We start from the raw sequence: 12,201 nt of genomic DNA on the forward strand, positions 1-12,201 counted from the left end.
CATATCCATTTTATGCAGCGATCGCAGTCCCATCACAATATATAAAAGCATATAGCGATCGCAATTCCATATCCCCCGCTTCAGATATTTTAGTCCTGTAGAGTGTGTTACGGCGCAAAATTAGCGTCGGGTGAAGTCTAGATTTTCGACTTATTTTAAAAGTCGGGAATTTGAGCCTTTCAGGACAACAGGCGATCGCACCACCATTAGCCATAAAAACCTTAATTTCTAGTACAATAAGATCATCTTAAACAGAAAAGTTATTCATTTCTGGCGCGGAGTGCAGGAGATGGAAAGAGAGTTTCAAATCCAGCTTGTCGCTCGCTTAAAGGTTCTGGGGCATCGTTCCAAAGACTTTCATAATAAAAGAAGCTTATGCCTAGACCGCGTTCTTGGACAGCCCGCACCTGAGACTTAATTTGCTGCATGGAAACTGGATTATTTCGTAATCCTGTCATAATGCCAATTCCTGTTGGAATTGTTTGTTGCGCTTCTTGAATTTCTGGGCGGGAAATATATCCCACAAAACTTTGCAGATTCGGACGATAAACTTGCACAATTAACTCATCCACAATATTTAGCCGCATCCAACTCAGCCAATCTTGCAAATGAAACTTGTAAGCAAAATCATAGTAATTGGGAGTAACGGAGAAAATCGCCTGGGGTTTTCTCTGCTTCACAGCTTGGTTAAGTTGTACCATGAACGCCGTAATTTTATCTGCCCGCCACTGTATCCATGCTGCATCTTGGGGATTACTTGGGGGAGGATTATTGGTTTCTTGGGTGTACAATGCAACTGTATATTGATCGTAGCCAAATTCGTAGGGCAAACTCATATGATCGTCAAACTGAATGCCATCGGCATCATATTGGGTAACAGTTTCTAGTACGAGATTGGTGATAAACTGTTGCACTTGTGGATGGAACGGATTAAGCCACATAACCTCACCGCCTGCACTGATCGAAGTTTGGCTACCATCCCGCTTTTGTGTGAACCAATCTGGATAATTCAGTGCCAATTCCGAAGTTGGGGGAGCCATAAAACCAAATTCAAACCAGGGAATTACCAGCAATCCTTGGCGATGGGCTTGGTTAATCAGGTCTGCGAAAATATCATGTCCATCTAAACCTTTGTAAACAAAAGGTTGAATACCTGCACGTTGTGCTAGGGCGCTGGGATACATCACATAGCCAGAATTCCACACCACAGGATAGATTGTGTTGAAGTTCATGCGCCGCAGTTGACTCACCGCATCCTGCACTTTGTCCCGACTCTTGAGGGTGTCAAAATCATTAGTCGTCATCCAAACCCCGCGAATTTCCTCACGGGGTAGCTGTGCGATCGCGCTGAAGCCATCACCGAAGGCGATCGCAGGGATGAAACTGTCTACCAGCAATACTGTAACAAAGGATATTAAAATGAGAATTGGAAAAAGATACTTGAGCGACATCTGACGACAAGCTGCTGTGCATCTACGCCGCCAACTTTGAACAATAAAAGATAATTTCATAGATTTGAATGATGCATTAGCTACCCACACACGTCATTGCTTGCTTTTATAATTGAATCTACTAACCACATAGGTTACAAGTATTTATGCTTACTACAGGATTAATGAGTTGGTAGTTGTTCGTTCCCTGCTTATGGAACTTTTGCACCATAAAAACTAAAGCAGACCTAGCAAACTATAAGATGCTTGACGTAGTTAGTAGTCATTAGTGCCCAATAGATATTGGCATTGGGCATTTTATACTCCATTGGACTTTCAAAACATAAAATCACCAGTATATAGTAATGATAATCATTCAAGCGAATAAGCTGTTGCGTATTTAATTTGTATATTGGACGCGCTCATGTTGCCCGCACTACAATATTTTTGGGTTTTCGTGTTATACAATTTAGCTGCACATCAACTTAACTAGATGTACACTTTAAGAAATATGAGTTAAACTAATAACTAAAGTAAAAACACTTTGGGAGATTTAAACTACTTAATGGAATCTCCCTTTTTATTTTAATAACTGAATTCTGAAGTATATTTAGCTTCGCTTAGAGCGAGTCCGTGAGCGTCTTGATTCTGACCGGAGGCGGAGCGTCTCCGGCTCCGCTCCTGAATTCTGACTTCTGAATTCTTCTTTATTTAAATTATCTTTAATATATTCAAGGATACTTTGAGCAACATACTCTGCAAGCTTGACCGGGACAGCATTTCCGATCATTTGTTCCAGGTCTGTTTTTGTCCCTTCAAAAATAAATGTTTCAGGGAAAGTCTGCAAGTAGCTTCTTTCAATTGTAGTCAATGGACGCAAGTTTTCTGTAACGGCGACTGGATCTTTAGGGTGTTTATTATAGGTTTTAGGAATAGGGCGATTAACTCCTCTTACTGTTGGGCTGGGTTCATCAATACTAAAAATTCCTCTTCTTTGGTAACTTCTAGGATGTCTGTAGTAATATTCAATTTCTAATTTATTTCCCAGATAATCTCTAATGGTCATTGGTTTATCTGCTAACCTTTTTTTCAGGTAAGGTTCTAGACTTTCGTCTTGTCCTTGTAACTCTCCAAAGCAAAAAAATCTTTTTCGCTTTTGAGGTACACCGCACAGACTAGCATCCAAAATTATTTCACTTAAACCATATCCAGCAGCTTTCAAAATTTGTCTAGCCTCTTTATATTTATTGCTTTTACGAAATAGTTCTACGTTCTCTATGACAAACCACTGAGGAAGAACACTTGTAACTATCTCAGAAAATACAATACTTAAATCCCCTCTTCCTAAATCTTCATCACGTTTACCAGCACTAGAAAAGTCTTGGCATGGGGGTCCACCAATAATAATATCAGGACGCATTTCTCTAAAAATTTGATAGTTTCTCCTCAAATTACTAAGATCGTAATCAAATATTTCATGGCTAAAGTTTTTTTGATAAACATCTATAGCTGGTTTCCAATTATCAAATGCTGCTACAATATTAGATCCAGCATTTTGAAAGCCTAAAGATAACCCTCCACAACCGGCGAAAAGGTCTAAAACTCTAAATAAAGAGCTTTTTATCTCATCTCTATATTTTTCTCTCATACTTTTTTATATGCCTTTTAATTTTTAATAAAATTTCTCTATATTAATTAGAATAGTACCATCAAATTTTATCTCATTACTTAATTATTTTTGTCAAAAACTATTAACTTGCGATAAATTTATATTAAATATACCTAATCCAAAAAGACCTACAGACTTAACTAAATAATTATCATTAATATATATACTTAAATAATATGTGTTAAATAAGACTTTCAAATTTAGTAATCTATTCCATGCCCTACCTGTGTCACAATAAAGAATTGTAATAAGAAAAATATTGTTAAGGTAATTTAGTGAGTCCAACTGCTCAATCCACGGTAAGTGCGCGTCGCGTAGTATTTCCTTTTACGGCAATTGTGGGCCAGGAAGAAATGAAACTGGCGCTGCTATTGAACGTGATTGACCCCAAAATTGGGGGTGTAATGATTATGGGCGATCGCGGCACCGGGAAATCCACAACTATCCGGGCGCTGGCGGATCTGCTGCCAGAAATTTCTGTGGTTGCCAATGACCCCTTTAGTAGCGATCCTAGCGACCCCGACTTGATGAGCGATGAAGTCCGCCAACTGTTAGAACAAGGGGCGGAAATTCCTGTAACTCAGAAAAAAGTCCAAATGGTAGACCTGCCTCTAGGAGCTACAGAAGACCGAGTTTGTGGCACAATCGACATCGAGAAAGCTTTATCTGAAGGTGTCAAAGCCTTTGAACCGGGACTGCTGGCCAAGGCTAATCGAGGCATTCTCTATGTGGATGAAGTCAACTTACTAGATGACCACCTCGTAGATGTGCTACTCGACTCTGCTGCCAGTGGATGGAACACTGTAGAACGGGAAGGTATTTCTATCCGTCATCCAGCGCGTTTTGTTCTTGTGGGTTCTGGAAACCCTGAAGAAGGCGAACTGCGCCCCCAACTACTCGATCGCTTTGGGATGCACGCAGAAATTCACACAGTAAAAGAACCAATCTTGCGGGTACAAATCGTAGAACAACGGGCGGATTTTGACCAAAATCCGCCAGTATTTCTTGAAAAGTACAAACCCCAGCAAGAAGCATTGCAAGAGCAAATTGTCAATGCTCAACAGCTTTTGCCAGAAGTGAAAATGGACTATGATCTGCGGGTGAAAATTTCTGAAGTCTGTTCAGAACTGGATGTAGATGGTTTGCGGGGTGACATTGTTAGTAACCGTGCCGCCAAAGCTTTAACAGCTTATGAAGGACGCACTGAAGTTACAGTTAATGATATCCATCGCGTCATTACGCTATGCTTGCGTCACAGACTGCGGAAAGACCCCTTAGAATCGATTGATTCTGGCTACAAAGTCGCCAAAGTTTTTAGCCGGGTCTTTGGCGTCGAACTACCAGAAAATGATACTGCACAAAAAAACGGCACAGGTCAAAAGTTAGGGGCTAGGGGTTAATTAATTTTGGATTTTCGATTTTGGATTTTGGTGAAGCAGCGCGGTCTTGGGGGTTTCCCCCATGAGCGACTGCTGAACCCGAAGGGATTGACGAGAAAATCCAAAATTCAAAATCTCAAATTGGCAGAGTCTAACTCAGCACTTTTAACTCAACATTTAATACTCAACACTGACTATGAGATTTTGGTCTTTTTGGTTCAACAGCTTTATTCTATCTAGCCAATATAACCCGCCCAGATTTGTAGAATTATTGATGCTCTTATTAGCGATCGCAATGTTGGCAATAGCCAGTATTTTACCCGACAGACCATATTTAATCTTAGGCTTGAGCTTAGTAGTTGGGGCATCTATTTCTATCTTAGTGCGGGAAGCGATCGCGCCCTCACCCCAGACCAAAATTACCCAACTAACAGCATCTCTATTGCTCGTCATCAGTCTATATGGCTTTGCTGACTTAATGTACACACTTTAATGGGGAGTAGGCTTGCCGTGAGCGTAGCCGAATGGGAGTAGGGAGTGGGGAGTGGGGAAGAAACTTAATCAACAATGCCCAATGACCTACGGGAGCATCTCAGTTTTGCAAATTACCAAATGAGAAACAAGATTCTTGCTCCCTCTCCTTACCAAGGAGAGGGTTGGGGTGAGGTTTTACAAGGCTTTTTACACTCATTGAGATGCTCCCTGACCTACCAATTCTGCATTTCCACTAATTCCATACACAATTCATTAATTTGCTCTAAATCAGGTTTGTGAGGGAGCGCAGATTGTTCGTAAACAATTTCCATTTCGGCAACCAAATCTTCTGCCATTTTCATCACCTGCTCATAAGAATAATCACCCTTTAAAATAGCTTTTAAATCCTCAAGATCACCAGCTATTCTCCTATCTACAATCACTTCACCTTGACGCAATATTTCTACTCCACTGCGTAACAATCTAATGCAGTGCATCCCATGTTTGAGGTCAAAACCTGACTTTTTTTCCATTTCTGCCCTAGCCGGATTTCTATTTTCCTGCCAAGATAAGTAAGCCTTCCATTCTCTTAAAGCTATTTGATAACTTTGGCTTTTCTGAAGCAGGCGGATAAAATCTTTACGGCTATTAGTTAAATGTTGGGTATATTCCAAAGTTTCATCGGGTAAAGTATATTGTTTTAACACTCCTTTAAAATCAATATCTGCCGTCAGCAATTGGTATAATTGTTCCGCTTCTTCCAAGAACTCAATCCGTCCTCTGATTAAGTTATAAAGATATTCCAGAAAAGCATTTAGCTCATCTTTGCCCAAAGGTGCTTCGTCTTCTATGCCGAAGTCAGATGGGATTGGTTTTTTTTGCGGTGGCCTTAATAACCACTTACGATGAGTTTCCATCTTTTTGATTTGGGCAAAAGCATAACCGGTGTAAGTATGTTTTACCTTCTTGCTCAAAAATAACTGTTTATGATTAATTAAATCCTGTCCGACTGCGTTTAAAAAAGGATAGTTATTTAACCACAACAATTCTAAAACATTGGGATTCGCGTTCGCTAATAACTGGAGGATTTTTCTTAATTCATATATAACTGTGTCTTTGTTGCCATCCAGAAATGGAAATATTCCTGCTTCATCCCAACCAGCATCTTTTTGTTCTATGCTATCAAATCCCAAGTAATACCTTTTGGGTGCGATAAATACTCCCCGATAATCAAAATCTGAATCAGGACGATTTAAACCATAACCGTGGCTACCTGCCAAACCAATTAAAATAGTTCTTTGCTCAACTTCTATTCTTTTCATATCACCTAATTAAAATATAGCAATCCTAACTTATGAGTTAAGCACCTGGCGAGATAGGAAGCAGAAAAAGGATTTTTAACTCTCTTCAGATATTGCATAGATACTGCCACAGCACAAAGACAACCAAGGATGGGTAGATATAGCCCTACTTAATTAGGACTTACGCATTGACAGACATAACCAAATGTGAAATCACCTCTCGTTACAAGGCAGAGCCTTGTAATGCTCTTGTGGGAGGCTCTGCCTCCCAGTTTGACAGGAGGCAGAGCCTCTATCTTAATAAGCTTGATATCCAGATGATGCTCAATTTGTAAAGTGCGTAAGTCCTATTAATCATTCGTGAACAACGAGATCCCCGACTTCTCTAAGAAGTCGGGGATCTGAGCCTTGCGTTTAACAGGAATGCCCCTAAAGGAGATGATGCAACGATATCCCCTTAAGGAGCAAAACTTGTTAATTCAGTTGTTCTTATACTTCGGTTTCCTAGAGCAGGAATTATCTAGGATGAATGTGGTGTCTAGTCCCCCATCCTGGATTGACAATGGTGGCTAAATCTTCTTCAGACAATTTGCTGATCTCATTGTCTAGTTCTTTGACGTTGAATTCATAGCCACGCTCTTGAGCAATCTTAATGAAGGCTTCTGGATCAGCCGTTACTTTTAGTCTTTCCTGTAATGCTTGATCTTGTTTTACAGCTTGAAAAAGTCGAGCAGCATTTTGCTGTGTCATAACAATCCATCTCCTGTTTGAAATATCAGGTTTGAATGTGGTAATTTAACTCCTGGGGATTCACTAACTTCTGTGAAAGAATTTCTAAATTAAGCATCATATAATTTGATCTTAAAACAAAGAAGAAAAATGTGTTGATTTTGAAAAAAAATATAACTTTTAGACTAATACTGCCGTTAATTTTTTGTAAAATTCAGCCCTAAGATAGTAGCAAAATTTAGTTAAATAAGCATTAGCTGTGATTTATAAATGCAATAGACATTCATGCTGGTGGGTGAATTAGCTGATTTTTCATCTTCAGGCTGACTTGAAGCCAATGCCAAACCCAAAAATCCTGTTAGAGCTTGACTTGACACCTGTTTATAAAATAGTATATTAGATTGTCTGTCTAATTCCTGCTCGGATCAGGTAGACATATTACAAAAGCTGGCAAAAGCTTCTCTACAGGAGATAAAAACCAGCTACCTGTACGGCAACCTCAAGGACAATTCCATGACCTACGCAATTATTGAAACTGGCGGCAAACAAATACGAGTAGAGCCAGGGCGGTTTTATGACATTGAACTGCTTACGAACGAACCAGATGAAAAAGTTACAATAGATGCCGTATTGCTCGTGCAGCACGATGGCGAAGTCACCATTGGACAGCCACTAGTGACAGGTGCGACCGTAGAAGGGACTGTAATGCGACATTACAGAGGTCGTAAAGTTCTGGTATACAAAATGAAGCCGAAAAAGAAAACCCGCAAAAAGCGGGGGCATCGTCAGGAAATTACCAGACTTATGATTGACTCCATTACCCTTAACGGTGCAGTGTTTGCTACCCAAGGACCAACGGAGGAAGAAGTCCCCGTACTAGATGAAACTCCTGCCGAAGAAGTTGAAATCGCTGCTGAATAATAAAAAGAAGTAGATAAACAAGAGGAAATCATGGCTCATAAGAAAGGAACAGGTAGTACACGTAACGGTCGTGATTCTAATGCCCAGCGTCTGGGTGTCAAGCGTTATGGCGGTCAAGTTGTACGTGCAGGAAACATTCTCGTGCGTCAGCGCGGCACCAAATTTCACCCTGGTAACAACGTCGGTATTGGTAGCGATGATACTCTGTTTGCCTTAATCGACGGGGTTGTAACCTTTGAGAGAAAGGGCAAAACCCGTAAAAAAGTTAGTGTTTACTTACCCGTAGCTGCTGTTGAGGCAGCCCCTGCTGAGGCAGTAGCAAGTTAGAGTTTTAGGGTGGATAACAGTGTCCACCCTAATCGCTAGTTAGCGCTGATATAGGAATCATATTTGATTTCTGAAAAAATCTCGGTAGTCTTGTAGTGGACTATCTACGCTAAAATGTTGCAAAAAAAAATTGTAGGTTGGGTGGAGGCTTTGCGTAACCCAACATCCTGATAATCAGTTGGGTTGCGCTCCGCTCCACCCAACCTACGTCTGCTGATATGATGGTCAAACAATTTTGGATTTTAGATTTTAGATTTTAGATTTTAGATTGACCCCATGCCTAAAGTCACTTGCTGTGTGATTTAATTTTAGATTTTGCGGAAAGTTGCTCTATTTTTGGCGAAGGTATTGTTAGCGCGATCGCTTCTCATCCCGAAACTGATTTGAGTAATCCTAATCAGTTTCAAAGTGTTGGTTTAGACTAATTATTTAATTAGTTACAGCAGATTTCAAGGAAAGTGAAGTACACAACGATTCGTCTCAAACCCAGGTATAAACCCTGTTTTACTTCTGAATTCTGGATTCTGAATTCTGAATTCTGCTATAAGTCTTTACTTCAAGCGCCCAGACCCAAAGAGTCTGAGCGCTTGAATATTAGGTTGCAGAGAAACTTCTGCTAAGTCGGGGAATTATGCGGGCATCATGTGCATACTTCTGCAAGACTCTGCACACTTACGGCAAGCCGCAGCACATTCCATCATTTTCGCGTCATCGCTGATCATTTCACAAGCCATTGCAGTGCGATCGCACATTTCGGCACAAAGCATACAAGTGCGTTCCATAAACTCAGAACCACTCATCATCATATTCATGCACATCATGCACATTTCAGAGCAATCGCGCATCATGCTCATCATGCTCATCATGCTGTTGTCCATGTGCTTACCACCTTTGCTCATGCAGTAAGTCATTGTTTCCATGCACATTTTGTGACATTCCATGCAAGCATCCATGCAGGTTTGCATTTCGGGAGTCATGGTTTCAGTCATCATCATCATCATCGGAAATACCTCCTGGTTTTTTGATGCATAGATAGTGTCCTTCAAAGGACTACTCATAACATTAGTCCTATCCTTTTAAAGAGTCAATGGGGTTTTTAATCCAGAATTCATAAGCCCACTATCCCGATATAATTACCGGAATTTTTAACGAATTCTACACTACTTTGGTGTTGTTTTTCTGTGGATTAGTACGCATTAAGGCTTAGAAAGCCCTGTTTCGGAGTGGGGTTTTATTGAGCAAGTTAATTTTCTGTCGGGGATCAAAAGTTAGAGTTAAATCTGGATGGAAAATAATGTCATGTTTTTTAACAAACGCCTAAACAAAGCATTTAACCTAGAGCATTTTCTAAATCAGCTTGCAAATCTTGCTGATGTTCAATTCCTACCGAAAGGCGGACTAAATTATCCTTTATTCCTCGCTTAAGTCGTTCCGCCTCTGGTAAAGAACCGTGAGTCATTTTGGTAGGATAGCAAAGCAGTGATTCCACACCACCCAAACTTTCAGCTAGCAAAAATAACTTGAGTCGGGAAGCGAATCTTTCAACCTCAGCAAAACCACCTTTTAATTCCAAACTAATCATCCCCCCAAAGCCAGACATTTGCTCTTTTGCTAGTTGGTGTTGTTCATGACTGGCTAATCCTGGATAATAAATGCGCTCAATTTTGGGATGCTTTTCTAAAAATTCAGCCAAAAACAAAGCGTTTTTTTCATGTTCTCGCATTCTTACAGCCAGAGTTTTAATTCCTCTCAGCACTAACCAGCTATCAAAAGGACTAGGAATCGCCCCGATCGCATTTTGATAAAACTTCAGTTCGGTGTATAGTTGCTCATTAGATGTGATGACTGCGCCACCAATAATATCGCTGTGTCCCCCTAGATATTTGGTAGTGCTGTGAACCACAATGTCAGCACCTAAATCTAAGGGGGTTTGAAAATAAGGACTAGCAAAGGTATTATCAACTACTAAGATGATGTTGTTTTTACGGGCAATATTTGCCAGTGCGCCAATATCAATAATTTTTAACAACGGGTTGGTAGGAGTTTCAATCCAAATCAGCTTGGTATTTGGTTGAATGGCAGTTTCAAAATCAGCGATGTTATCAATATCTACATAACTAGTTGTCACACCCCAATTTTTCACCACCTTTTCTAACAAACGATAAGTTCCCCCATATAAATCATCACCAGCAACAATATGGTCGCCACTTTTTAGCAGACTTAATACTGTGGTAGTTGCAGCCAAGCCAGAGGCAAATGCTAAACCAAATTTCCCATTTTCAAGAGAAGCTAAAGCCGATTCTAAAGCAGTACGGGTGGGGTTTCCCGTGCGAGAATATTCATATCCTTTATGTTTACCTATGGCTTCTTGTTCATAGGTAGAAGTCAAATAAATGGGAACAATTACAGCGCCTGTTTTTGGGTCTGATTTTTGACCTTCATGAATTGCTCTTGTCTCAAATTCCATGATTCTTCCTTGATTATTCTTGGGTTTGACTAATCCAATATCTGATTAAATCCGCTCTGGTAATTAATCCAATAGGAATATCATTTCGCTTAATAATAATTCCTGTTGTTCCTGATAATAATACTCGATAAGCTTCGGAAACATCAACTTCTTCATCAAGCATCGGCAGAGGTTTACCCATGACTGCGGAAACTTCCTGGTTAGAAAAATTGATACCATCATGGAGAAATTTCATTAAAGAGGCTTCATTGACGCTACCGACTACATGATTATTATCAATCACAGGTAGCTGCGAAATATTCAGCTTTTGTAGGTAGTTTGTCGCTTTGCTTAAGGTATCACGGGGACTAACGGCAATTAGAGAAGGAAAATCTGTTTTTTGAGCGAGAATTTCGCCAAGTTTGATACTTTTTACTGTTGTACCTTCCCAAAAACCATTTTCCTGCATCCAGGCATCGGAATAGATTTTATTAATGTAATTTCTTCCCGTATCTGGTAATAGCGTTACAATATATTTCGGCTCTGTTAATCTGGCTGCATATTTGAGCGCTGCGGCTACTGCTGTGCCACAAGAACCTCCTACCAATAAACCTTCTTCTCGTGCTAGACGACGAGCCATATTAAAAGATTCTTTATCACTAACGCGAACCATTTCATCGACTAATTGACGATTAAATGTCTTGGGAATAAAGTCTTCACCAATTCCCTCAACTTTGTAAGATTTTGGGGCATCGCCAGAAAGAATTGAACCCTCTGGATCTGCACCAACAATTACTATATTTGGATTTTGCTCTTTGAGATATTTAGCAACTCCTGAAATTGTACCACCTGTTCCCATCCCTGCAACAAAAACATCAACTTTACCATTACTATCTGACCAGATTTCTGGCCCGGTAGTTAAGTAATGTCCTAAAGGATTATTCGGGTTTTCAAATTGATTTGGTCTGTAAGCTCCTGGTATTTCTTTGGCGAGTCTTTCCGCTACACCGTTATAACTTTCTGGCGAGTCAGGCGGTACAGATGTGGGAGTAACAACTACTTCTGCACCATAAGCTTTGAGTAGGTTGATTTTATCCTGGCTCATTTTATCAGGCATGACGAAAATACAGCGATACTTTTTTACTGCTGCAATTAGTGCCAGTCCCACACCAGTATTACCTGCGGTAGCTTCAATAATAGTGCCACCTGGTTGCAGTTGACCTGTTTTTTCTGCGGCTTCAATCATCGTCAGAGCAATTCTATCTTTGGTACTCCCGCCAGGATTGAGATATTCTACTTTGGCATAAATAGTTGAGTGAATATCTTCGGTAATTTTGTTAAGTCTGACTAATGGAGTTCTACCAATTGCTTGCAAAATATTGTCGTAAGTAGCCATATAGCAGTCCTAAATGATTTGTAAAATCCTTGATTTCTTATCTTCGCGTCCTTTGCGTCCTTTGCGGTTCGTAAAAAAAAAGTAATTTTGACAACTCAGATCAGATTGCTATAGTTGTTCCCTACTATT

13 protein-coding genes are annotated in these 12,201 nt (G+C 40.1%); 5 read left to right on the forward strand and 8 right to left on the reverse strand.

Features of this window, described 5'->3' with window-relative positions; genetic code table 11:
• Positions 1–10: 10 nt before the first annotated feature.
• The 3 genes from V7K27_RS27705 to V7K27_RS27715 form a co-directional block, all read right to left on the reverse strand.
• Positions 11–214 (reverse strand): hypothetical protein, encoded by a 204-nt coding sequence (locus V7K27_RS27705; protein ID WP_334951558.1) that lies wholly within the window; start codon positions 212–214, stop codon positions 11–13.
• A 46-nt stretch (positions 215–260) separates the two neighbouring features.
• Entirely contained in the window at positions 261–1,451 is a 1,191-nt protein-coding gene (locus tag V7K27_RS27710) for a glycoside hydrolase family 10 protein (protein WP_334951592.1), read from the reverse strand.
• A gap of 589 nt (positions 1,452–2,040) precedes the next feature.
• A complete protein-coding gene (locus V7K27_RS27715) occupies positions 2,041–3,078 on the reverse strand; it encodes a DNA cytosine methyltransferase (RefSeq protein WP_334951559.1) in 1,038 nt (345 codons plus the stop codon).
• 296 nt (positions 3,079–3,374) lie between these two features.
• On the opposite strand from V7K27_RS27715, the gene bchI reads away from it, so the two are divergent.
• Both bchI and V7K27_RS27725 read left to right on the forward strand, forming a co-directional pair.
• Complete coding sequence (gene bchI / locus V7K27_RS27720; RefSeq protein ID WP_334951561.1) at positions 3,375–4,499, forward strand: magnesium chelatase ATPase subunit I; 1,125 nt, start codon at positions 3,375–3,377, stop codon at positions 4,497–4,499.
• 175 nt (positions 4,500–4,674) lie between these two features.
• Positions 4,675–4,971 carry a hypothetical protein gene (locus tag V7K27_RS27725; RefSeq protein ID WP_334951562.1) on the forward strand — a complete coding sequence of 99 codons (297 nt, stop codon included), beginning with the start codon at positions 4,675–4,677 and terminating at the stop codon, positions 4,969–4,971.
• A gap of 214 nt (positions 4,972–5,185) precedes the next feature.
• On the opposite strand, the gene V7K27_RS27730 is transcribed toward V7K27_RS27725, so the two are convergent.
• Positions 5,186–6,274, reverse strand: coding sequence for a nucleotidyltransferase domain-containing protein (locus tag V7K27_RS27730; protein WP_334951564.1), 1,089 nt, complete (start codon positions 6,272–6,274; stop codon positions 5,186–5,188).
• Positions 6,275–6,769: 495 nt separating this feature from the next.
• Positions 6,770–7,003, reverse strand: a complete 234-nt coding sequence (locus tag V7K27_RS27735; RefSeq protein WP_334951565.1) for a Nif11-like leader peptide family natural product precursor — start codon at positions 7,001–7,003, stop codon at positions 6,770–6,772.
• 492 nt (positions 7,004–7,495) lie between these two features.
• Between V7K27_RS27735 and rplU the strand changes: the two genes are divergently transcribed.
• The 3 genes from rplU to V7K27_RS27750 all read left to right on the forward strand — a co-directional run bounded on the left by rplU (position 7,496) and on the right by V7K27_RS27750 (position 8,655).
• Positions 7,496–7,903, forward strand: a complete 408-nt coding sequence (gene rplU / locus V7K27_RS27740; RefSeq protein WP_334951566.1) for a 50S ribosomal protein L21 — start codon at positions 7,496–7,498, stop codon at positions 7,901–7,903.
• Positions 7,904–7,933: 30 nt separating this feature from the next.
• Entirely contained in the window at positions 7,934–8,230 is a 297-nt protein-coding gene (gene rpmA / locus V7K27_RS27745) for a 50S ribosomal protein L27 (protein WP_179068071.1), read from the forward strand.
• Positions 8,231–8,520: 290 nt separating this feature from the next.
• The gene (locus V7K27_RS27750; RefSeq protein ID WP_334951567.1) at positions 8,521–8,655 is read left to right on the forward strand and encodes a hypothetical protein; all 135 of its coding nucleotides are present in this window, start codon (positions 8,521–8,523) and stop codon (positions 8,653–8,655) included.
• 204 nt (positions 8,656–8,859) lie between these two features.
• On the opposite strand, the gene V7K27_RS27755 is transcribed toward V7K27_RS27750, so the two are convergent.
• From V7K27_RS27755 to V7K27_RS27765, 3 genes are all read right to left on the reverse strand, one after another.
• Positions 8,860–9,231 (reverse strand): four-helix bundle copper-binding protein, encoded by a 372-nt coding sequence (locus V7K27_RS27755; protein WP_334951593.1) that lies wholly within the window; start codon positions 9,229–9,231, stop codon positions 8,860–8,862.
• A gap of 329 nt (positions 9,232–9,560) precedes the next feature.
• A complete protein-coding gene (locus V7K27_RS27760) occupies positions 9,561–10,697 on the reverse strand; it encodes a cystathionine gamma-synthase (RefSeq protein WP_334951568.1) in 1,137 nt (378 codons plus the stop codon).
• Positions 10,698–10,710: 13 nt separating this feature from the next.
• Positions 10,711–12,072 (reverse strand): cystathionine beta-synthase, encoded by a 1,362-nt coding sequence (locus V7K27_RS27765; RefSeq protein ID WP_334951569.1) that lies wholly within the window; start codon positions 12,070–12,072, stop codon positions 10,711–10,713.
• Between the last annotated feature and the right edge of the window lie 129 nt (positions 12,073–12,201).

The organism is Nostoc sp., from assembly GCF_036919575.1.
Lineage (GTDB): Bacteria > Cyanobacteriota > Cyanobacteriia > Cyanobacteriales > Nostocaceae > Nostoc.

What these genes read in the sequence shown, in the direction of transcription:
- V7K27_RS27705 (WP_334951558.1), bottom strand. Translation starts at nt 214, where the DNA reads ATGGCTAATGGTGGTGCGATCGCCTGTTGTCCTGAAAGGCTCAAATTC.
- V7K27_RS27710 (WP_334951592.1), bottom strand. Translation starts at nt 1,451, where the DNA reads ATGTCGCTCAAGTATCTTTTTCCAATTCTCATTTTAATATCCTTTGTT.
- V7K27_RS27715 (WP_334951559.1), bottom strand. Translation starts at nt 3,078, where the DNA reads ATGAGAGAAAAATATAGAGATGAGATAAAAAGCTCTTTATTTAGAGTT.
- V7K27_RS27725 (WP_334951562.1), top strand. Translation starts at nt 4,675, where the DNA reads ATGAGATTTTGGTCTTTTTGGTTCAACAGCTTTATTCTATCTAGCCAA.
- V7K27_RS27730 (WP_334951564.1), bottom strand. Translation starts at nt 6,274, where the DNA reads ATGAAAAGAATAGAAGTTGAGCAAAGAACTATTTTAATTGGTTTGGCA.
- V7K27_RS27735 (WP_334951565.1), bottom strand. Translation starts at nt 7,003, where the DNA reads ATGACACAGCAAAATGCTGCTCGACTTTTTCAAGCTGTAAAACAAGAT.
- rplU (WP_334951566.1), top strand. Translation starts at nt 7,496, where the DNA reads ATGACCTACGCAATTATTGAAACTGGCGGCAAACAAATACGAGTAGAG.
- rpmA (WP_179068071.1), top strand. Translation starts at nt 7,934, where the DNA reads ATGGCTCATAAGAAAGGAACAGGTAGTACACGTAACGGTCGTGATTCT.
- V7K27_RS27755 (WP_334951593.1), bottom strand. Translation starts at nt 9,231, where the DNA reads ATGATGATGATGATGACTGAAACCATGACTCCCGAAATGCAAACCTGC.
- V7K27_RS27760 (WP_334951568.1), bottom strand. Translation starts at nt 10,697, where the DNA reads ATGGAATTTGAGACAAGAGCAATTCATGAAGGTCAAAAATCAGACCCA.
- V7K27_RS27765 (WP_334951569.1), bottom strand. Translation starts at nt 12,072, where the DNA reads ATGGCTACTTACGACAATATTTTGCAAGCAATTGGTAGAACTCCATTA.